Source organism: Simkania negevensis Z, assembly GCF_000237205.1.
Lineage (GTDB): Bacteria > Chlamydiota > Chlamydiia > Chlamydiales > Simkaniaceae > Simkania > Simkania negevensis.
The window spans coordinates 1,218,316-1,236,951 of record NC_015713.1 but is presented as its reverse complement, the minus strand read 5'-3'; the positions used below and the strand labels follow the sequence as shown (position 1 = coordinate 1,236,951).

24 protein-coding genes are annotated in these 18,636 nt (G+C 43.0%); 15 read left to right on the top strand and 9 right to left on the bottom strand.

The window, feature by feature from the left end:
• Nucleotides 1-10 precede the first annotated feature (10 nt).
• From SNE_RS06280 to aroC, 6 genes are read left to right on the top strand one after another with little or no spacing between them, the layout of a single operon-like run.
• The gene (locus SNE_RS06280; RefSeq protein ID WP_053225341.1) at nucleotides 11-280 is read left to right on the top strand and encodes a chorismate mutase; all 270 of its coding nucleotides are present in this window, start codon (nucleotides 11-13) and stop codon (nucleotides 278-280) included.
• Nucleotides 281-288: 8 nt separating this feature from the next.
• The gene (locus SNE_RS06275; RefSeq protein WP_013943535.1) at nucleotides 289-1,098 is read left to right on the top strand and encodes a prephenate dehydratase; all 810 of its coding nucleotides are present in this window, start codon (nucleotides 289-291) and stop codon (nucleotides 1,096-1,098) included.
• Complete coding sequence (aroB, locus tag SNE_RS06270; RefSeq protein ID WP_013943534.1) at nucleotides 1,076-2,206, top strand: 3-dehydroquinate synthase; 1,131 nt, start codon at nucleotides 1,076-1,078, stop codon at nucleotides 2,204-2,206. Before SNE_RS06275 ends, aroB begins: the two co-directional genes overlap by 23 nt.
• Nucleotides 2,203-3,489, top strand: coding sequence for a 3-phosphoshikimate 1-carboxyvinyltransferase (gene aroA, locus SNE_RS06265; protein ID WP_013943533.1), 1,287 nt, complete (start codon nucleotides 2,203-2,205; stop codon nucleotides 3,487-3,489). The genes aroB and aroA overlap by 4 nt, the downstream gene beginning before the upstream one ends.
• Entirely contained in the window at nucleotides 3,486-4,040 is a 555-nt protein-coding gene (locus tag SNE_RS12280; RefSeq protein ID WP_013943532.1) for a shikimate kinase, read from the top strand. Before aroA ends, SNE_RS12280 begins: the two co-directional genes overlap by 4 nt.
• Nucleotides 4,030-5,127, top strand: a complete 1,098-nt coding sequence (gene aroC / locus SNE_RS06255; RefSeq protein ID WP_013943531.1) for a chorismate synthase — start codon at nucleotides 4,030-4,032, stop codon at nucleotides 5,125-5,127. The genes SNE_RS12280 and aroC overlap by 11 nt, the downstream gene beginning before the upstream one ends.
• On the opposite strand, the gene SNE_RS06250 is transcribed toward aroC, so the two are convergent.
• The gene (locus tag SNE_RS06250; protein ID WP_013943530.1) at nucleotides 5,105-5,824 is read right to left on the bottom strand and encodes a hypothetical protein; all 720 of its coding nucleotides are present in this window, start codon (nucleotides 5,822-5,824) and stop codon (nucleotides 5,105-5,107) included. The genes aroC and SNE_RS06250 overlap by 23 nt on opposite strands.
• Nucleotides 5,824-6,750: an alpha/beta hydrolase gene (locus SNE_RS06245; RefSeq protein WP_013943529.1), complete on the bottom strand. Its 927-nt coding sequence runs from the start codon at nucleotides 6,748-6,750 to the stop codon at nucleotides 5,824-5,826. Before SNE_RS06245 ends, SNE_RS06250 begins: the two co-directional genes overlap by 1 nt.
• 196 nt (nucleotides 6,751-6,946) lie before the next feature.
• Here SNE_RS06245 and SNE_RS06240 point away from each other — a divergent pair, with 196 nt between their 5' ends.
• The 5 genes from SNE_RS06240 to SNE_RS06220 all read left to right on the top strand — a co-directional run bounded on the left by SNE_RS06240 (nucleotide 6,947) and on the right by SNE_RS06220 (nucleotide 10,612).
• A complete protein-coding gene (locus SNE_RS06240) occupies nucleotides 6,947-7,555 on the top strand; it encodes a hypothetical protein (protein ID WP_013943528.1) in 609 nt (202 codons plus the stop codon).
• A 70-nt stretch (nucleotides 7,556-7,625) separates the two neighbouring features.
• A complete protein-coding gene (locus SNE_RS06235) occupies nucleotides 7,626-8,135 on the top strand; it encodes a hypothetical protein (protein ID WP_013943527.1) in 510 nt (169 codons plus the stop codon).
• A gap of 18 nt (nucleotides 8,136-8,153) precedes the next feature.
• Nucleotides 8,154-8,891 carry a hypothetical protein gene (locus SNE_RS06230; protein WP_041418862.1) on the top strand — a complete coding sequence of 246 codons (738 nt, stop codon included), beginning with the start codon at nucleotides 8,154-8,156 and terminating at the stop codon, nucleotides 8,889-8,891.
• Between the two features lie 256 nt (nucleotides 8,892-9,147).
• Nucleotides 9,148-10,251: a hypothetical protein gene (locus SNE_RS06225; RefSeq protein ID WP_013943525.1), complete on the top strand. Its 1,104-nt coding sequence runs from the start codon at nucleotides 9,148-9,150 to the stop codon at nucleotides 10,249-10,251.
• 1 nt (nucleotide 10,252) lies between these two features.
• Nucleotides 10,253-10,612, top strand: a complete 360-nt coding sequence (locus SNE_RS06220) for a glutaredoxin family protein (RefSeq protein ID WP_013943524.1) — start codon at nucleotides 10,253-10,255, stop codon at nucleotides 10,610-10,612.
• On the opposite strand, the gene SNE_RS06215 is transcribed toward SNE_RS06220, so the two are convergent.
• The 5 genes from SNE_RS06215 to SNE_RS06195 form a co-directional block, all read right to left on the bottom strand.
• A complete protein-coding gene (locus SNE_RS06215; RefSeq protein ID WP_148258969.1) occupies nucleotides 10,609-11,580 on the bottom strand; it encodes a YheT family hydrolase in 972 nt (323 codons plus the stop codon). The two genes, SNE_RS06220 and SNE_RS06215, sit on opposite strands and share 4 nt — an antisense overlap.
• A gap of 388 nt (nucleotides 11,581-11,968) precedes the next feature.
• Nucleotides 11,969-12,481, bottom strand: a complete 513-nt coding sequence (locus SNE_RS12275) for an acyloxyacyl hydrolase (protein ID WP_013943522.1) — start codon at nucleotides 12,479-12,481, stop codon at nucleotides 11,969-11,971.
• On the bottom strand, nucleotides 12,478-12,984 hold the full coding sequence (locus SNE_RS06205; protein ID WP_013943521.1) for a type 1 glutamine amidotransferase domain-containing protein: 507 nt from the start codon (nucleotides 12,982-12,984) through the stop codon (nucleotides 12,478-12,480). The genes SNE_RS12275 and SNE_RS06205 overlap by 4 nt, the downstream gene beginning before the upstream one ends.
• On the bottom strand, nucleotides 12,985-13,392 hold the full coding sequence (locus SNE_RS06200) for an S-adenosylmethionine decarboxylase family protein (RefSeq protein WP_013943520.1): 408 nt from the start codon (nucleotides 13,390-13,392) through the stop codon (nucleotides 12,985-12,987).
• A 4-nt stretch (nucleotides 13,393-13,396) separates the two neighbouring features.
• Nucleotides 13,397-13,798, bottom strand: coding sequence for an Hsp20/alpha crystallin family protein (locus tag SNE_RS06195; RefSeq protein ID WP_013943519.1), 402 nt, complete (start codon nucleotides 13,796-13,798; stop codon nucleotides 13,397-13,399).
• A gap of 79 nt (nucleotides 13,799-13,877) precedes the next feature.
• Here SNE_RS06195 and SNE_RS06190 point away from each other — a divergent pair, with 79 nt between their 5' ends.
• The 4 genes from SNE_RS06190 to SNE_RS06175 are packed head-to-tail and all read left to right on the top strand — an operon-like array spanning nucleotide 13,878 to nucleotide 16,452.
• Nucleotides 13,878-14,756, top strand: coding sequence for an RluA family pseudouridine synthase (locus SNE_RS06190; protein WP_158307217.1), 879 nt, complete (start codon nucleotides 13,878-13,880; stop codon nucleotides 14,754-14,756).
• A complete protein-coding gene (locus SNE_RS13345) occupies nucleotides 14,725-15,132 on the top strand; it encodes a PspC domain-containing protein (protein ID WP_013943517.1) in 408 nt (135 codons plus the stop codon). Before SNE_RS06190 ends, SNE_RS13345 begins: the two co-directional genes overlap by 32 nt.
• A complete protein-coding gene (locus tag SNE_RS06180; RefSeq protein WP_013943516.1) occupies nucleotides 15,119-15,784 on the top strand; it encodes a uracil-DNA glycosylase in 666 nt (221 codons plus the stop codon). The genes SNE_RS13345 and SNE_RS06180 overlap by 14 nt, the downstream gene beginning before the upstream one ends.
• 50 nt (nucleotides 15,785-15,834) lie before the next feature.
• Nucleotides 15,835-16,452, top strand: coding sequence for a hypothetical protein (locus SNE_RS06175; protein WP_013943515.1), 618 nt, complete (start codon nucleotides 15,835-15,837; stop codon nucleotides 16,450-16,452).
• A 21-nt stretch (nucleotides 16,453-16,473) separates the two neighbouring features.
• Here the strand turns inward: SNE_RS06175 and SNE_RS06170 are convergent, their stop codons facing one another.
• Together SNE_RS06170 and SNE_RS06165 are read right to left on the bottom strand one after the other, a co-directional pair.
• The gene (locus SNE_RS06170; protein ID WP_013943514.1) at nucleotides 16,474-16,941 is read right to left on the bottom strand and encodes a hypothetical protein; all 468 of its coding nucleotides are present in this window, start codon (nucleotides 16,939-16,941) and stop codon (nucleotides 16,474-16,476) included.
• Between the two features lie 87 nt (nucleotides 16,942-17,028).
• Nucleotides 17,029-18,540: an adenylate/guanylate cyclase domain-containing protein gene (locus tag SNE_RS06165; protein ID WP_013943513.1), complete on the bottom strand. Its 1,512-nt coding sequence runs from the start codon at nucleotides 18,538-18,540 to the stop codon at nucleotides 17,029-17,031.
• Nucleotides 18,541-18,636: the final 96 nt, after the last annotated feature.

The following is an 18,636-nucleotide window of genomic DNA, read 5'->3' as shown; positions in this document are numbered from 1 at the left end:
GAGGATGAAGATGGAACTTTTAGAATTACGCACTATGCTTGATAGTTTAAACGAAGAGATCATCTCTTTACTTGCAAAACGGCGTGCATTGACTCAACAAGTTGCCGCTTTAAAGAAGAGAGAAAAACTTCCCGTTTTTGATGGGAATAGAGAAAGGCTTCAAATACAAAAAGTGCGTGAGATTGCAGAAAGATATGCAATCGATCCAGATGTGGTAGAGAAGCTTTTTGATATTTATGTTGCCTATTGCAGGCAAGAAATGGCTAAAGAAATGACTTAGGAAGTTGAATGAAGCTTGTCACTCTGGGACCGAAAGGAACCTTTTCGCATCAAGCGTCAAAAAAGGCGCATAAAAATGCCGAAATTGTTTTTGCAGATAGTATCGATGCGGTTTTCTTTCGGCTCGGAGAAAAAGAGATTCAGGAAGCTGTTGTCCCAATTCAAAATAACCGATCGGGATTTGTGGAAGAAACAGTGGTCAACCTCATGAAGTACGACTTTTCCATAAGGGGCTGTCTCACTGAAAAAATCACTCACTTCTTAGCGGGAAAAGGAAAGCCTGAGGAGGCGAAATCTCTTCTAGCTCATCCCCATGCTTTTGCGCAGTGTAAAGAGACCTTAGATGCGCTTGGAGTCCATTGCAAAGTGGTCGAAACTCTCAGCAATGGCCACTCGGCAATGCAACTGAAGTTGGATCAAAAAGGAGAAACGATTGCAATTGTCTCCCCTCTTGCTGCGGAAATCTACAAACTTCCTGTATTGAAAGAGCACATTGAAGATGATCCTGAAAATGCAACGACCTTTCTCATCATTGGAAAAGAAGTGAAGAAAGCTACAGGAAATGATTGTAGTGCTTTTCTCATTTTTAGTGATCCGCTTAAAGCTGTAGAAAACCAAATTCGCGCTTTAGCAAAAGAAAAAAAATGCGAAGTGTTAAAACTTGAAAATCTCCTTTTACAAGAAGGACATACTCCCTTATATTTTATGGAGATGACAGGGCATATCTTTGAAGAAAAAGTCCAAGAAGTTATCGCTAATTTGAAACAGAAATTTTTGCTCAAACATCTCGGCTCCTATGAAAGACCAAATCACACTTAAAACCAAATCCAAAGAGTTTAAAACGACTATCTCTATTGGTTATGATCTGCTAAAAAATCCTCTCTTTCTCCAGCTCTGTCAAGAGCAGCACTCTCCTTTTGCGATTGTCACAGATGATCACGTAGGCAAACTCTATGGTCAATCTCTTGTAGACTTTTTAACCGCAGCGGGACTCGATGTGACGTTGCACACATTTAAAGCAGGAGAACAAAGCAAAAGCCGCTCCGTTAAAGAGCATCTCGAAGATGAGCTCTTTCATGCAGGGCATGGGCGTGGCAGCACTTTAATTGCCTTGGGTGGCGGGGTGACAACAGACTTAGTTGGCTACATTGCTGCCACATTTTGTCGCGGAGTTCCTTACATTTCTATCCCAACATCGTTACTGGGAATGGTCGATGCCAGCATTGGTGGAAAGACCGGTATTAACGTTTCATTTGGGAAAAATCTTATTGGGGCGACTTATCACCCCCTTGCCATTTTCATGGATCTCTCTTTTTTAACTACTCTTTCCGATGACGGAATACGCGAAGGGACGGCAGAAATTTTGAAGCATGGGCTGATTGAACACAGTTATCTTTTCGAAATGCTCGATGAAGATCTCGAAAAGTGGACTGAACGGGACATGCCTTTCTTTAAAAAGCTCGTCTATGAAAGCTGCCAAGTCAAGCGAAAGGTTGTGGAAGCTGATCCCTATGAAAAAGGGATGCGCCGGATGCTCAATTTTGGTCATACGATTGGGCATGCAATTGAAGTTTTAGAAGAGTACAAGATGCCTCATGGTGAAGCAGTTGCTTTGGGGATGGTTGTCGAAAGCATGATTTCTTTTAAGCTTGGGAAAATTAGTGAGTCAGAATTCGATGAAATCTATAACCTCATTAAAGTGATGGGTTATCGCCTATCGATTTCAGAAAAAGTGACAGAAAGACAGATGCTCCACATGATGCGTTTTGATAAGAAGGCAAAAAAACGGACACCACGCTTTGTGATTTTAGATGGAATTGGAAAGGTTGAATCTTTTAAAGATACTTACTGCACAGTGATTGATGAAGATCTCCTAGATGAGACATTGGGTTGGATGGTTGCTGAATTTTATAAGGGAGACGCATGAAACACTACCGCATTAAGAAGAGTTCTCTCAAAGGGACACTTGAGATACCGACATCTAAGTCTCACACTTTGCGCGCTATTTTGTTTGGAATGATGGGGAAAGGGAAAACGATCGTGCGCAAGTATCTCCAATCCCCTGACGCCGTTGCGATGATTGAGGCAATCAAAAACTTTGGCGCAACTGTTGATATGTTTTCCGATCGGCTCGAGATCGGAGGTGTTGCAGGCAAATTGCAACCTGCAGATGACGTTGTATATTCGGGTAATTCAGGTCAAGTTCTCAGATTTATTGGAGCTTTGGCAGGTCTTCTTCCCACCTATACCGTTTTGACCGGAGATCGTTCTATTCGGCATAACCGCCCGGTAAAGCCCTTGCTTGAAGGACTCCAATCTCTTGGAGTGTTTGCCGAAAGTATGCGACTCGATGGATTTGCTCCGATTCTCATCAAGGGACCTTATAACGGGGGGCGAGCCACTTTAGAGGGGCAAGACTCTCAGCCAGTTTCAGGGCTACTCATTGCCAGCTGCTTTGCAGAAGGGCCAACTGAAATTGAAGTGAGGAATCCCGGAGAAAAACCGTGGATTGATCTCACCCTGCATTGGTTTGACACTCTCAAGCTTCCTTACCAAAATAACGATTACACTTTGTATCACATCCCTGGGGGTGGTGGATATGATAGCTTTGATTACACAGTTCCTGGTGATTTTAGCTCACTTGCCTTCCCTGTTGTTGCAGCGCTCATTACTGATTCTGACATTACCATTGAAAATGTTGATATGGACGATGTCCAGGGGGATAAAAAGATCATTGAAGTGCTGATTGAGATGGGCGCAAAAATTGAGATCAACAAAGAGAAAAGAACATTGCACGTCAAAAAAGGAAGCAAGCTTAAGGGGATGACGCTCGATATCAACGACTACATTGATGCCATTACAATTCTCGCTGTTGTAGGGTGCTATGCTGAAGGAACCACAGAAATCAAAAACGCTGCTATTGCTCGCACTAAAGAGTGTGACCGCATTCGTGCAATTGCAACCGAGCTGAAAAAGATGGGAGCTGATATAGAAGAAAAAGAGGATGGACTTGTGGTGCGGACCTCTGTATTGCAAGGAGCCATAGTTGAAACTTACCACGATCATCGCATGGTGATGTCTCTGAGTGTTGCTGCACTGGGAGCCAAAGGAGAAACACAGGTGATGGGTGTTGAATGTGTGAGCAAGACCTACCCAACTTTCGCCGATCACTTTCAACTTCTCGGGGCTAATTTACAGGAACAAGCATGAATATCTTACTTTTTGGGATTAAAGGATGTGGCAAAACGACATTTGGCAAGCAGATTGCGAAAAAGTTAGGTCGTGCCTTCATCGATACCGATCATCTCATCGAAGACCTTTACCGCATGCACCGTGGGCACCGGGTGCCTTGCCGTGAGATTTTTCTTGAAGTGGGACCTGCTGGTTTTCGTGCTCTTGAGTATGAAGTGATTCAATCTCTTCAAGATGTTCAAAATTCGGTCATTGCTGTTGGGGGTGGCGCCATGATCATGATAGAAAATGTCGAAGCCCTGAGTAAGAGCAGTCACATGTTCTATCTCGTTTTCGAAAAAGAGCCTCTCAAGAAACGGGTCCTTTCTATGCAAGACCTTCCAGTCTTTCTCGACCCAAACAATCCAGAGAGCTCCTTTGATCGCATGTATGATGAGCGAGATGAATACTATCGGAAACTTGGTGCAACTGAAATCAATGTGACCGGCATGAAAGATGCTGATGTTGTAAGTGCCATCTGCGAAATATTTGATGAAGCTGTAAGAAAAAAGGGCTCTCGTGGGAAGTAATACATTTGGACAACTTTTTCGCATCACAACGTGGGGAGAATCTCATGGTAAAGGGATTGGCGTTGTCATTGATGGATGTCCTGCAAATCTTCCCTTAAATGATGAAGACATCAACCGCGAGCTAGAAAAAAGACAGCCAGGAAAAACTCCCTATACTTCTCCTCGAGGAGAAAAAGATGAAGCCGTGATTTATTCTGGGGTTTTTGAAGGAAAAACAACGGGCGCTCCCCTTTCGATCATCATCCACAACAAAGATGCAGACTCGTCAAAATATGAACCGATTAAAGACCTCATGCGCCCAGGTCATGCAAACTTCACTTATCTGGAAAAGTACGGCATTTTTGATTACCGCGGTGGAGGACGCTCTTCTGCAAGAGAAACAGCTTGCCGCGTTGCGGCCGGAGCCGTTGCGAAGAAAATTCTCGCCCATTTCGATATCAAATTAACGGCATTCATTTGTGAAATTGACGGGATTGCGATGAAAGAGCCTGATTTCTCAAGTCTCGAGGCCTTACGTGACAAGACCTATGCAAGCCCCATCTTCTGCCCTGATGAGACAGCTGCTGCTGCCATGATGAAAGCCATTTTAGAAGCGAAAGAAGCTAAGGATTCGCTAGGTGGAATTATTGAATGCGCTGCGATCAATCTTCCCGTTGGGCTCGGCGATCCAGTCTATGAAAAACTCGAAGCAAACTTAGCCAAAGGAATGCTTTCCATTCCTGCGACGAAAGGGTTTGAAATTGGCTCTGGCTTTGCTGCAGCCCGCATGAAAGGATCGGAGCATAATGATGCTTTTATCACAGATGATGCGGGAAATATTAAAACAGAAACCAATTATGCTGGGGGAACCCTTGGCGGGATTTCAACAGGGATGCCTCTTCTGTTTCGAGTTGCTTTTAAGCCGACCTCAAGCATTGAAAAAAAGCAAAAGACGGTAGATACCGAGGGAAGGAAAAAAGAATTTGAATTGCCGAAAGGATCGCGTCACGATCCTTGTGTCACAATCCGCGCCGTTCCAATCGTTGAAGCGATGGCTGCGCTCATTCTCACCGATGCAATCCTCATCAACCGGGCTGCGAAGCTTTAATTTGATTCCAGTGCATCGACCATAGCACGGTTCCTGCATAAACACCTGGGAGCCAAAATACCCATCCGATGATTGTTGCAGTTAAGATGATGCTGAGCAGTCCTGCCATGAATCCCCCAACAAGAATCGGACCTCGCCGCTCTTTGATCTGTTTGATACGCACATTTCCTTTAACACCTTGAACAGAAAGTGAAAGGTCGCACCCATCAATGACTGCAATATGGGCCATCCCGATTTGGGCAATAAAGATTGTCAAAGGTCCAAAGAAGAAGAGGCAGATAATTGCAGCTAAAGGCCAAAAAAGGCGCCATCCAAGTGTTCGAAAAATGACCTGAATGCTGGAGAATGTGGCTTGACCCATTCCCTCAGCCTTCACTTCTTTTTTATTTTCGTGAAGAATTCTAGCTGCCATTCGTTCAAACGCGACATTGAGGATGATGGGAAAGAGTGAAACCCAGAGAGCTAAAATAGAAATCGATGCATAGCCAAACGACTTTAGAACACCCCAAGAATAGGAAAGCCAGCCTGTCCCAGCTGACGTGGGCCAACTAAAGTAAGCGACAAGAAAGAAAACGCCCATGAGAATAATCAGAGCTAAAAGAGCTGCAAACAGAGGTCCAATCCAAAGATAAGGGCGTGCTAAAAAATAACCAAACCCTATCAAAGAACAATTCGTTCCGTTGATTTGATCTTTCATTAAAAAAACACCTGTTTTAGGGCATCACCTACTTGGTGAATGGCCTGTTGCCCTTCATCGATGACACCACCCATTTGAAAGAACCCATGCAACATTCCAGCATAACATGTCAAGGTTGTTGGGACACCTGCTCGCTTTAGCTTTTCTGCGTAAAGTTCCCCTTCATCTTTCAATGGATCAAATTCAGCTGTGATAATGAGCGCAGGAGGAAGTCCTTCAAACTTCGGTTGAAAAAGAGGCGAAACGCGAGGATCACTCGGCTGAATTTGGAGAGGAAGGTAACGGGAGCGGTACCACTCGAGAGCTTCTTTTTCAAGAAGGTAGCCCTTCCCATATTTGTTGATCGACGGATGAGATAAAGTGAGATCTAATTGGGGATAAATCAAAACTTGGAAATCTAACTCAAATCCCCTTTCATCTCTCAAGCGGTGCGTTAATGCAGCTGCAATATTTGCGCCAGCGTTTTCTCCTCCAATCGCAAGGCGGCCATCTGCTTGCACTTCTTGCGCATGTTTTGCAAGAAAATCAAGAGCCGCATACCCATCTTCAATAGCCGCTGGAAACTTGTGTTCAGGGGCAAGTGAGTAATTGATCGAAGCGACAATGCATTCACTTGCAAGGGTAAGCTGTCGACAGACGATGTCATGTGCTTCAATGTCTCCTTTGACAAAGCAACCAGGATGAAAATAGAGAAGAATCGGCAGCTTTTCTTTATCTTTGGGATAGTACATGCGTAAGATAAGTTGCCTCTCGCCACTTTCAATCATGTGGTTTAAGATACGCGGTACAGGAGGGGGTTCTCCTGCCAACGGTTTGATAAGATGTGGCCCACGGCGCAGCTCTGCTAAGCTTTGCCGCTGCACTGGAGGGTTTTTTGCCTCCTTTGTGATTTTGACCATCTCTTCAAATGTTGGATGAACCGACATCTCATTTCTCAAAGTTGTAAATAGATTAAAGTATGAGTGAAACGGTCGTTTCTTGCAACGTGAGAAAACACTTATGGAACTCGAGTATGTGAAGAGGATGTAAAGGAGTTTTTTATTTTCTTTTAATCCAGAGTCTTTTAGGATCTTAGATCAAATTTGTTACAATACGTTGAAAAAAAACAGGAAAGGTATCGTTATGATGAAAAGATTCTTCCAAATTTGTCTCGTACTCCTAAGTGTCACGACGTTTTGCGTGGCTGATGTCACTCCTTATTCTCCCGTTCAAGAACATTTCATTCTTCCGCAGGGAACTCAACTTCTTGCTGCAAAAGGAATCGATGGCTCTTTAATTGAACTCCAAGATGGAGCTCAGTTTGAAATTGTTGATGCTGATCGTGAAGAAGTCATGGAATGGAAGACCAACTCTCCACTCACCATTTCTGCAAACCCCTACTGGTTTTCAAGTTCTGACTTTTTTATCACCAATCGCCACACTGGAACTTATGTGGGTGCTAACTACACTGCAGGTCCGGTTATGGATCATCACTTCACCAACCGCATTTTTCACATCGATCCCTACGAAGGTGAAATCATTTTGATCGATGGACGTGGGAACCAAACATGCTGGAAACTCGACCCACATGACATCAAGCATGTTCAATGTTGGGAAAAAGGAGAGACTGTCATTATCGGAGCTTACGACAATTGGTACTCTCGCTTTGTTTCTAGTAGCAAATTCATTATTGTCAGCTACGAAAACTTAGACTTTGTAAAATTTGTGAGAGCAAATAACGTTCCCCTATAAGCAAAATCTTTTGGGCTCTAACTTTAACCCTAACTTGTTAGAGCCCTTTTTAAAATTCATGAGGTGAAATATGACTAAGATTCAAGCAAATCTATTCCCTGCAAACTACGCGATGGATGCGTTTGGTTCAAAGGATCTTTCAAATACGCAAAAAGGACTGACTTTAGCGTTAACAATTACAGCAACCTATTTAAGTTACTCTTATCTTCCTCCAAGCATGAATAAATGGGCCGGAGGAATCACCATTCTCACAGGGACAACTTTCTTTCTTTTTGGAAGTTTTTCGAAATTTTTAGAGTACGTTTCGGGATTATTTAATAGCCCTTCAAAGTCAGGTTCTGCAAAAATGTGGGGCGGAGATGATAAACCTCCTACTAATCAACTTCATATGGGATCCAAGGCATCTGGTGCAAGACCTGTTAAAAAAGGGTCGGGACATCCACAACCCCAAGTCGGTTCAACTCCCCCAAGTCATTCTCCTTCTCCTGGAGTGACAGTAACGACTGATCAAGGAAGTGCGACACTCCATGTTGGATCTAAAACCTCTGGTGAAAGGCCAAAGAAAAAAGACAATACGTAATCCGTTGAGAGGTGAGATATGTCCACAATTCAAAATGCAAAGGTGTGCTCTTTCCCAAGGAATTACATGGTGCCTGCTTATGGATCTGAGACCCAAATGACCACGAGGTCGCTGACATTAATTGCGACCTTGGCTGGAACTTATTTTAGTTTTAAGTATCTGCCGCCTGGACTGGATAAATGGGCAGGAGGTATCATTCTTGTGACAGGTGCTGCTATCTTTATCTTCGGAAGTCTTTCAAAGGTTTTAGAATTTATGGGAGAGTTTTTTCGTCACATGCCTCCCCCTAAACCTGAGTCGTATCCTTATCCAAATTGGGATAGGCGCACTAGTCCTTACTACATTCCTCTTCCAAAAACTGGGGGTTATAGACCTCCTTCCTATGATTTTCCAAGAAGTTATCCACCAACTAATCCTTATGAGACACCGTATAAACCTCCTTCTAATCCACATCGTGTTCCAGTTGTGATGAGTGATGGAAAGACTGCAACTTTAAGCACGTCGACCTATAGCTCTGGCCCGAGGCCGCATCGAAAGAGTGCTAGTGAGGAAAAACGTCCGCCTTCTCATCTTCCAACCGATGTTTCTAAATCATGTGATCTATCAAGATCATGGCATTTTGGAGGAAGCTCAAACCCTTATGGTTCCGGCTCGAGTCGTAGTGAGATTCCTGTCAGTTTACCTGATGGGAGTGGAGGTAGTCTTCATGTTGGGTCTAAATCAAGTGGCCATCGCCCTGCAAAGAAGACAAAGTAGTAGTCACCTGAACTCTGGGTTTCTTTCACTCATTTTCAGGGATTCTCCTTTTTCTTCTTAGCCTATTTGCCTTGAAAAGGACCGTTTAGTCCTTCCCATCGACAAGAACACCGAGAATTTATGAGAACTCATTCTTTAGGCTAAGCAAAATAAACCCTGCGTTCAGGTTAGTAAGATTGATGGGAAAACCCTGCTCTTGCTATCATCAAAAATGAGGGACATGAAAAAGTGTCCCTCACAGATTGAGTGAGAGTACATGGACAAAACACCTTCTGATTCTTCTTTTTCAGCTCAAACTTTTCGTTATTGGGAAGTCTTTCTTTCTTGGCTTTTCAAGTATCCCTCTCGGTGCTATGAGCTCAACCACCATCGGGAATGTCAAGTTTATGAAAATTCCAGTGAGGCTCTTCATCAACTTGGGCAATCGTATCGTAAACGCTTCGCATCAAAAGGAATTATTTGCCAGGTGACAAACAAGGCAAAAGATTTTGAAGAAACCTGCCGTATTCTCCGCCTGATTCACGATGAAATCTTAAATCCCGAGCTGTGTGATTACGCCACAGCAGAAGTACTCGCTAAGGTTTTGGCGTACCGGGAACTCAATGAGGGTGATAAAATTCCCATTCCTACTTTGGGACCTGATCAAACTATTCATATGTCGACTTTTGTAGTGGATAAAGTCTTTGATCTTTGGAGTAAGATCCGCGCTTTTGGACTTGTAAGCGCTGACTATCATCTAGGGGCCCCTCTTTTGCTTTTTCGAGGAACCGATTTTTCCTTTGCTAGCGAGGGTGGTCGTGCTTCGATCATCAGTGATCTCGATCCGAAAGGACCTGGCCGTAGCCTCTTTGAAAATGCTGAAAAAAATCTCCACAGCTGGCTAAAAACTGTGACAACAGAGAGAGGAAAGGCGCGCGCGATTGGGCATAGCCTTGGAGGTGTCATTGTAGCATACACCTTGCTCCATGAACATGCCTTCCTTAGCAACGCATCTCATGAAATCTCCTATGCGTTTAATTTTCCAGGTGTGGCTACAGAACTTGCTCTAAAGTGGGAGGCTCTATCGCCTGATGAAAAACCGAACTACCGAGGGTTTGTTTGCCGAGGCGATGTGGTGTCTAAATTTGGGCAACTCTTTGGCAATGTAACTGAGGTTTCATTAAGGAAACCCCTCTCTCCGGTACGTGCACATGAACTCCTTCTTTTTGCAGAACCGATGTGTTACCTCTACCAGGTTGACTTAGAGCAAGAAAATCGATCTTCTTCTCGCCAGTTTTATTCTAAGCTGCAGCAACAAACTGCTTCAATGATTTATGAATTTGGGTTAAAATTTCTCTTTCCGAACCAAGTAGGAGAATGAAATGTACTACGACATCCCCCCTCAAGTTGAAGAGATTTCAATTGAGACACCCCTGTCAACGAACTTCGAAAACTATGAAGTGTGTTATGATGAAGCAAGGCCTGTAGCTAAAAAAGAGTATCACGTCGTGCTCTACATTAAGCCCAATTGCCCCTACTGTATCAAAGTGATGCAACACCTTGAAACGCTTGGAGAAAATATTCCTGTCAAAGATGTGACAGATCGAAAATCTCATGCCTATCACGAATTCACTCGTCAAGGCAACAAAGTCCAAGTTCCCTGTTTGTTTATCAATGGTAAGCCTCACTATGAATCGGCCTTCATTATGAAATGGCTCACAAATCACCAGGGGAAATATTAGCCTTCTTCAAAAATCCACTGGAGGATTATAGAATCCATCCAGTGGAAACCCCCTTCTTGACCCGGCATTCCAAGATAACCCAAATGTCCTCCTTGATCAGTCACGACTATGTCGACATTGTGTGGAACAGGAACATCTTCCATTACATTGCAGTCTACGATTGGGTCATCTTTTGCAAATAGGATGTGGGAACTGACCTGGATATCAGGAATCAGTCGCCCAGAACTTGTTGCATAATAATAGTCTTGCGCAGATTCATACCCCGATTCTGGAGCGATGTAAAATTCATCAAAATCCAGCAATGACATCCCGGTTGGAATTTCAATGGGTGGCATATCCTCAAAGTAATTGTGTCGAAACAGCACATCTGAGCGCAAATAGCGCATAAAATAACGTTCATAAACCTTGTTTTTGCTCAGCAGACGGACACTTGCATACATGTCGATTGGTGGGTTGATTGCGATCACCTTATTGATAATCTGCTGAGCTTCTTCTCCCCATTCCCCAGCCATTTTCAGAACGATGTTGCCCCCAAGAGAAAACCCCATCAGGGTGAGAGGCGAATCAGGAGTTTCGTGTTTAATCTTCTTGAGCGCATGCCAAATATCATTGCTGCAATCAACGTGGTACATCTTCTTAGCATGCCCTCTTCCAGTCCCGCACCCTCTCAAGTTGATCCGGATTGTCCGTATGTTACGCTTATCGAGTTTGTTAGCTAGCCTCACGATGTAAGGTGAACGGTGTGAACCACAAAGGCCATGGACCATCACGACTGTAGGATCTGTAACTTTCCAACTTGTTGGGGTGCTCACTTCATATGTGATCCGATCTCCATCTGAGAGGTGGACAAAACGTGTAGTCGATTCAGGATTTCGAGCAAAGGTTAGAAATGAGGCTGCAATTGTCTGTGTGTGGCATCCCGCAAAAAATGGAAACGGTTTAAAAATAGGTTGACCAGACCCAGACATGAAAAACTCCCCTTCTTCAATTTTTTGGCCGCAAGAATTCCCGTTTGTGAAAAACTTATCTTTCACAATATGAAAATGTTATACTCAAACTACTTCAAAAGTTGTTTGAGTATAAATGCTATGTGGTGGGTTCCTTCTTTCTCTTTTGCCAACTTGCCTTTCGCACATGATTGGCATCCCCTAATGCCATTATAACTTGGCTAAATTAAAAAAAAATAGGTTTTGGAAAATATTTTTTTATCCGATTGATAGAGAATAAAAGAGGATTCTTAACGCTATCTTAATAACCTAAACTCTGGCTTTTTTGTTGCCCTTTTCAAACCAAAAAGGCTGAAAAGAATGGGAAGAACTTATATTCAAACTGCTTCAAAAGTTGTTTGAGTATAGGTTAATATAGTGGGAAAGCGTAGAAGAAGACGAGGCATTCAGTACCGGGATTTCTAAAGCCTAAGCTGGCATTAGAGATGTGGTAAAACATCGCCCCAAACCGGGATTTATTGCTCAACCGGTAGGAGAGCTCTGCAGAAGAGCGGTATTCTAAAGGAAAGCCCAATTCCATTCCTCCCCCCTTAATATAGAATCCAGGGGCGAAACTGGGTGTAAAGACTAGAAAGTTAGTGAGGAAGAAATCAAAAGCCACGCCGCCATAGAAATAAGTCGAGCCTTTTGTTGTCGCCATGACCCCAAGTAGAGGACGAATGAAGATGAACCGGTTTTTATAGATAGCGAGATCTGAGCGGTATTCAAGCTGAAAAGTCACTGCTTTAGTATTCCGTACAATGTTGAAGACTCCAACGCCGAGGGAGAGCAGGCGCGGATCAGAGATCGATGGGGGGTTTTCTTTGTCCTCAGCAAAAAGAAGGCAAGGAAGAAGAAAAAGAAGACCCAGAAGCTTTTTCATCTAAGAGCCTCGACGATAGCACGCCCAAACTGGGGGAGATCGACAGGCGTTCTTGAACTGATAAGATGACCATCGATCACGACGGGTTCGTCTATCCAAATTGCTCCAGCATTTTCCAAGTCATCTTTAATCGCAGAGGTACCGGTTGCTTTTTTTCCTTGAAGGATCTTAGCAGAGATCGGAACCCATCCACCATGACAGATAAAGGCTATGGGTTTCTTTACTTGGTCCATTTCTCGGACGCAGGTTAAGACTTCTGGAATACGACGGAAACGGTCAGGTGCAAATCCTCCAGGAATGAGAATGGCATCAAAATCTTTAGCTTTGAGAGTTTTGTAACAAATTTGGCTTTTGTAGCTATAGCCGTTTTTTCCCTTGTATGTTGTGTTGTCAGCAGGTCCAACAAGGGTGATTTGATGTCCTTCTTCTTGCAAACGAAAGACAGGATACAATAGCTCCATTTCTTCGAAGAGATTGTCGATGAGAGCAGCGATTTTTTTCATTTAACCCCTTTCAATTGAGTTGAGATTGGAAAGAGCAGGTCTTAAGTAATCGATTAAAGCGTGATGAAAAGGCTTAGCATCACAGGTGTTTCCTGCTGTAAAAAGATCGACAAAGCAAGCCTTACATTCTGGATGGGAGTGCAATGTCGCATGACTTTCTTCTAGAAGAACAAGAATTGTGTAAGCTCCATCATCGAAATAGTGTTCAGTATAAGATATGGCGTGAGCTCCAGATGCTTTGATTGCTGAAAAAAATGCAGAGCGTAGACTTTGTGTATCATAAAGCGCTGGAAGTTCGCACTCATGGTAGCTTGCGAGTGAGTGCCTTCCTTTAAACTTCACTAAAGTTTCTTCATTTGCATGAAGAGCAAAAGTGGCAAACAGGAAAATAAATAGGAATTTTTTCATAGAGTTAACCCTCTTCTTTAATAGGAATTGGTTTTTTCTTTTTGGTCCCTTTTTTGAACCTCAATTTCATTAGGCCATCTTTATAAGTTGCCTCAGGATCAGTATCTTTTTCTGCTGCAGACGGCACGGGAAGGCGGTAACAAAAGCTGCGTGAGGCTTTACGGTAATATTTTCTTTCTTTGGTCTCTTCTTGCCTTTTTCCCTCTATTACGATGTATCCATGATCTTGATAAACTTCGATTTCACTAGAGGATAGCCCAGGAAGCGAGGCTTCAATATAGATCGCGTCCCCTTCTTCATAGACGCTTAGTCCAGAAGGGTCAGTTGCTACAAAGTCCCACTCTCCTTCATCGTCCCAGCTAAATGGAGCCCAAAAATGTTTTGATAAATCGTGTCTTCTATGCATGAAATGCCTCCCTAGCAAGAACTTGTAAGAGATGATTTTAATTGACATTAGAACTTCTTGTCAAAATCGAAAATATGTTATGATCGGTGCCATGCAATTGAAAGCCAAAAAATCAGCATCCCTTCTTGAAGTCTTAGAGGAGCTATTCCCAGATAGCTCTAAAACGACCCTGCGTAGTTGGATCAAAAATGGACGGTTTATTCGTGATGGTCAGCTGCTTCGCTCTCCTCAGATAGTCATTTCGAAAGGAACTGAACTCAGCTTTGAAAGTAAGGTGAAACACAGCTCCTTTGGAATCAAAATTCTCTATGAAGACAAAGACATAGTTGTTGTGCAAAAGCCTGCAGGGCTTTTGAGTGTCGCAACCCATTTTGAAGAGAAAGAGACTGTCCATGCAGCGTTAAAGAGTCGAGGTGTAGCAAAACGTGTTTTACCTGTCCACCGGCTTGATCGCGAAACATCAGGCGTGATGGTTTTTGCCTACACAGAGCGGGCAAAAGAGGGGCTAAAGAAACAGTTTCACCTCCATACAATGGGACGTCAGTATTTAGCTGTTCTAGAAGGATCGATTGAAGAAAAGAAAGGGATGTGGAAAAGCATGCTCAAAGAAGATGCAAATTATTTCGTTTCTTCTCACCCCGAAGGAAAGGAGGCAATCACCCATTATAAGGTGGTACAACGCAAGGGTGATTATACTGCGGTTCAGGTCACATTAGAAACAGGTCGAAAAAATCAGATTCGGGCTCATGCGAGTGAAGCGGGTTTCCCTGTTGTTGGAGACATGAAATATGGAGCGACGAAGAATCCTCTTGGGAGACTCGGACTTCATGCGTCATTGCTCTCTTTTATTCACCCTGTGACAAAGAAAAAGATGGAGTTTAAATCCCTTCCTCCCCCAACATTTAACCGTTATTTTGTGAGAAAAAATGAAGCGTCTATTTCGAGATCGGTGGGATAAAAAAGTTGCAGGAGTATGTGGTGGCTTAGGGCAGTTTTTAAAAATTGACCCAACGATCATTCGCCTTCTCGTCGTGATGATCTGTATTTTCACTGCTGTTTTACCTGTTTTGATTCTCTATATTGTAGCATGGATGCTCATTCCCCTTGGTCCTCCAACTTACATTGAGTTTGAGTGTAAGAAACTTTATAGGTCGGTTCAAGATCGAAAAATTTCTGGAATCTGTGGTGGAATTGCCGAATCACTTGGCATTGACCCAACCATTGTCCGTATTGTCGTGTTATTTGCTCTATTGATTACGGGTGTGGTTCCTGTTTTAGTTGGTTACATTGTTGGAACGTTGATTATTCCCGAAAAACCCGATGACGTTAAGTGAACTCAATCAAATTGTCTCAGCTTGTCGCAAGTGCCCTCGCCTTGTTGAATACCGCGAAACTCTTCCCAAACGTTCTGCATATAAAGATGAAGCTTATCTCCGCGAACCTACCCCTGGCTATGGGGATCCAAAAGCGCGTTTACTGATTTTAGGGCTTGCTCCATCTGCACATGGAGGCAACAGAACTGGAAGAATTTTTACTGGTGATGAATCTGCTCGATTTTTGATGAAAATGCTCTATCAAGTAGGTTTTGCCAATCAGCCTACATCGTTTTCTAGAGATGATGGACTCAAACTCAGCGGGTGCTACATCACAGCTGCTGTTAAATGTGCTCCTCCTGAAAATCGTCCTCTCAAAGAAGAATGTGACAACTGCCTTCCCTATCTCAAACAAGAATTTGCTTTACTTCCTCATTTAAAAGCGGTTTTGGCACTTGGAGAACTAGCTTATAAGGCTATATTTAGCGTTTTAAATAAAGAGAATTTGAAAGAAAATAAACTTCCGTTTAAACATGCAAGTTTGTTAAGTTTTGGCGAGATTGATTTATTTACTTCCTACCATCCCAGCCCGCAAAACACTTATACGGGAAAGTTAACTGAAGAAATGTTTATTTCAGTGTTGAATCAAATAAAACGTCGCATTGATCTTTAATCGAATGCATTTTATACTGTTTGTTAAATTTCAAATTACGGGTAAGGAAAATGCAATCTAAAAAGTTCTCTCTTTCGAAATCCATTTTCATCTCAATCCTCCTTGTAGGAATTGCTTTTGGTGGGTACAAGGTTTATGACATGATGCACGACAAGGCATTAGGTTTTGACATTCATCGCATATTAGGCAAAGGAGAAGGGATTGATTCGTGGATTAAGTTTAATCCTAAAGAAGAGAACTTTTCGGTCAAATTTCCCAATAAACCTGAGCACACCACAAAAGACTTTCCAATTCCAAGAAGCGATGACACCCTCCCCTACCATGAATTTCAGTGCAGTGAAGGAAACAAGGTGATTTCGGTCAGCTATACAGTCCTTCCTCAAGATTGGCTCAAATGGGGTTCTAAAATGGTTCTCAAAGGAGCTATGAAAGTTGTCGTCAGCCAACTGAAAGGGGCTCATCTCGTGGGGCAAAGTATCAATACTTTTAAATCTTTCCCCTCGCTCGACTTTGAGCACTACATCGGAGATCATGAAACAGCAGGCACGCTGATCCTTGTTGGAAATGTTCTCTATAAGGTTGAAATTTCCTATCCGGTCAATGAGCGTGAGCAAGTGCAAAACCAACTTGCGCAGTTTATCGAATCGTTTAACCCTGAGCAGGGATAAGACCATTCACGAATGGTATAATTATTCTTTTTCTTCAGCGCTGGCATTGAGTTTTTGATAAATCCCAATTCCAATGATGTAGAAAGTTGCGGTTAGGAGCACTGTGACGGGATAGAGGAGTTTAGTGACGTCTTGCTTTGCAACTTCAATGGTGAGAACAAGTCCCTCAAGAGAGAGGGCTGAGGAAATGATGATCGCAAACTTTGTGAGAGTTTTGCGTGATTGCTCTGGATTATGAGCTCTTTCTCGTCTTAAAACTTCTTCAAGCATAAGATATTTACCCACATCAACAACTGCCATGGAAAAGACGATTAGGCCAACTTCATCCAGAATCTTGTATACTGTATAAACACCTGAATACATATCGCTGATAATGCTCCAAACAGCTGAAATGAGAATACAAAGAGCGACTAAATAGAGAACAATGCAGCCCGAGATATAGCCGAAGTTTGAGAGGGTAATAATGGTCTTTTCAGTTTCTTTTTTCATTAGTTTTTGACATACGTGAAAGCGCAAGAAAAAAACAAGAAAAAAGTTTTAATTGCTCATTTGCTTGAATAGGGGTCTAAAGATAGACTATTCATGTTCTTCAGGAAAGTGATGGAATTCATGAGCGAGTTCCACTTGATGGAGGTTTTCTTGTAGTTTAGGGTGGATGGCATATGCTTGAATGTTACCCATCCGTCCGGGAAGTTTGGTTTCGTTGAGATTTTCGAAGACGAAGTGATCTTTGACTTTATCATAGACCGGTTTTGAGATGATGATCGGCTTTTGCAGCCTTTTGGTGAGCCACTCCAGACGGGAAGCGACGTTGACGGTGTCACCAATAGCAGTATATTCCATCCGTTTTTCTGACCCGATGTTCCCTAAGACGGCAAGTCCGGTGTGGATTCCAATTCCCATCGACAGTTGGTCGCGCCCTTCTTGTGCCCACTTTTCACAAAGCTTATCGAGGCGTAGTTGCATGTGAATGGCAGATAAGACAGCATGCAGCTCTTGGAGTTTGTCGTCGAGTGGAGCTCCAAATTCGACCATGAGGCCATCCCCGATGAATTTATCGAGCGTTCCCCCATAGTTGAAAATGACCTCGATCATTTCTTTGAAGTATTCATTGAGGAGTTTAAGTACTTCTTCTGGAGGGAGTTTTTCTGCAATGGTTGTAAATTGACGGATGTCGGAAAAGAGGATGGTGACTTTTTTCCTTTCCCCTTCTAGAGAGATGGGCTTATCTAGTTTTAACAGCTCCTCTAAGGCATATTGGGAAACGTAACGGGCAAAGCCCATTTTAAGTCGCTCTCGTTCTTCAAGCCCTTTGGCCATCGTATTAATCGCGATCGAAAGTTCGTTGAACTCATCACGCGTATGCAGAGGCGAGCGGGAATTAAACTCCCCTTTTCCAATCTGTTTTACTGTGTCACAAAGCACTGACAATGAGGATGAAACTAACTTGGATAAGAAGTATGCAAAAACTATCCCGACAAAGATAGAGATTGCAAAGGCGATGAGGCCATAGAGGAGCAGTTTTTCGAGCTCCATGTAAATCTCTTTAGTCCGGACATCAATTCCTAGTAAGCCAATTTCCTTTCCTTGGGCGTCAAAGATGGGTGCATAGCCTGTGATCCAAGTTCCCCATGCATCAGAATAGATGTTTTGGGTGACATAGGATTTTCTTGGATCGGGAGGAAGCTGGATGTTTGCGGGGAAAGGATCGCCATATGCAGAAATGAATCGTCTCCCCTCTTCCGCGTCGATCACAAAGAAGTAGCGATCAGAATCGGGAAATTTGCAGAGGATGTATACATATTGGACGTAAACATCGGACCGTCGATTGAGGTCACGAATTTCAAACAGCTCTCGCTTTAAGTTTTGAAAAACGGGATTGTCTTGGTTTCCATTTGAGGCGATAAAGGTCTGTAATTCACTGGGATTGATCAATTGAACCGTATTTGAAACCAAAGAGAGAATTTTACTCCGAATCTCATCAAAAATCAGGCGGGAAGCCTCCCCATAAATGATGAAAAGAGCTAAGAGAGTACTCATTAACCCTAAGGAAATGAAAGAGTAAAACAATTTTGTGCGGAATTTCATGACCTTCCCCTAATGGAGGCATTGACGTCTCACTGCCTCTTAAGTCACAACTTAATTCTTGAAGGGTTTTTGATCAACGGGCACGTTGAAATAAAT

Excerpts from the sequence above, each read along its gene's own strand:
- SNE_RS12280 (WP_013943532.1), top strand. The coding sequence starts at position 3,486 with ATGAATATCTTACTTTTTGGGATTAAAGGATGTGGCAAAACGACATTT.
- SNE_RS06250 (WP_013943530.1), bottom strand. The coding sequence starts at position 5,824 with ATGAAAGATCAAATCAACGGAACGAATTGTTCTTTGATAGGGTTTGGT.
- SNE_RS06245 (WP_013943529.1), bottom strand. The coding sequence starts at position 6,750 with ATGTCGGTTCATCCAACATTTGAAGAGATGGTCAAAATCACAAAGGAG.
- SNE_RS06170 (WP_013943514.1), bottom strand. The coding sequence starts at position 16,941 with ATGAAAAAAGAAACTGAAAAGACCATTATTACCCTCTCAAACTTCGGC.
- aroB (WP_013943534.1), top strand. The coding sequence starts at position 1,076 with ATGAAAGACCAAATCACACTTAAAACCAAATCCAAAGAGTTTAAAACG.
- SNE_RS06275 (WP_013943535.1), top strand. The coding sequence starts at position 289 with ATGAAGCTTGTCACTCTGGGACCGAAAGGAACCTTTTCGCATCAAGCG.
- SNE_RS06205 (WP_013943521.1), bottom strand. The coding sequence starts at position 12,984 with ATGAAAAAAATCGCTGCTCTCATCGACAATCTCTTCGAAGAAATGGAG.
- SNE_RS06280 (WP_053225341.1), top strand. The coding sequence starts at position 11 with ATGGAACTTTTAGAATTACGCACTATGCTTGATAGTTTAAACGAAGAG.
- SNE_RS06175 (WP_013943515.1), top strand. The coding sequence starts at position 15,835 with ATGCAATCTAAAAAGTTCTCTCTTTCGAAATCCATTTTCATCTCAATC.
- SNE_RS06195 (WP_013943519.1), bottom strand. The coding sequence starts at position 13,798 with ATGCATAGAAGACACGATTTATCAAAACATTTTTGGGCTCCATTTAGC.
- aroA (WP_013943533.1), top strand. The coding sequence starts at position 2,203 with ATGAAACACTACCGCATTAAGAAGAGTTCTCTCAAAGGGACACTTGAG.
- SNE_RS06180 (WP_013943516.1), top strand. The coding sequence starts at position 15,119 with ATGACGTTAAGTGAACTCAATCAAATTGTCTCAGCTTGTCGCAAGTGC.
- SNE_RS06225 (WP_013943525.1), top strand. The coding sequence starts at position 9,148 with ATGGACAAAACACCTTCTGATTCTTCTTTTTCAGCTCAAACTTTTCGT.
- SNE_RS06230 (WP_041418862.1), top strand. The coding sequence starts at position 8,154 with ATGTCCACAATTCAAAATGCAAAGGTGTGCTCTTTCCCAAGGAATTAC.
- SNE_RS06240 (WP_013943528.1), top strand. The coding sequence starts at position 6,947 with ATGATGAAAAGATTCTTCCAAATTTGTCTCGTACTCCTAAGTGTCACG.
- SNE_RS06190 (WP_158307217.1), top strand. The coding sequence starts at position 13,878 with ATGATCGGTGCCATGCAATTGAAAGCCAAAAAATCAGCATCCCTTCTT.
- SNE_RS06165 (WP_013943513.1), bottom strand. The coding sequence starts at position 18,540 with ATGAAATTCCGCACAAAATTGTTTTACTCTTTCATTTCCTTAGGGTTA.
- SNE_RS13345 (WP_013943517.1), top strand. The coding sequence starts at position 14,725 with ATGAAGCGTCTATTTCGAGATCGGTGGGATAAAAAAGTTGCAGGAGTA.
- SNE_RS06215 (WP_148258969.1), bottom strand. The coding sequence starts at position 11,580 with ATGTCTGGGTCTGGTCAACCTATTTTTAAACCGTTTCCATTTTTTGCG.
- SNE_RS12275 (WP_013943522.1), bottom strand. The coding sequence starts at position 12,481 with ATGAAAAAGCTTCTGGGTCTTCTTTTTCTTCTTCCTTGCCTTCTTTTT.
- SNE_RS06235 (WP_013943527.1), top strand. The coding sequence starts at position 7,626 with ATGACTAAGATTCAAGCAAATCTATTCCCTGCAAACTACGCGATGGAT.
- SNE_RS06220 (WP_013943524.1), top strand. The coding sequence starts at position 10,253 with ATGTACTACGACATCCCCCCTCAAGTTGAAGAGATTTCAATTGAGACA.
- SNE_RS06200 (WP_013943520.1), bottom strand. The coding sequence starts at position 13,392 with ATGAAAAAATTCCTATTTATTTTCCTGTTTGCCACTTTTGCTCTTCAT.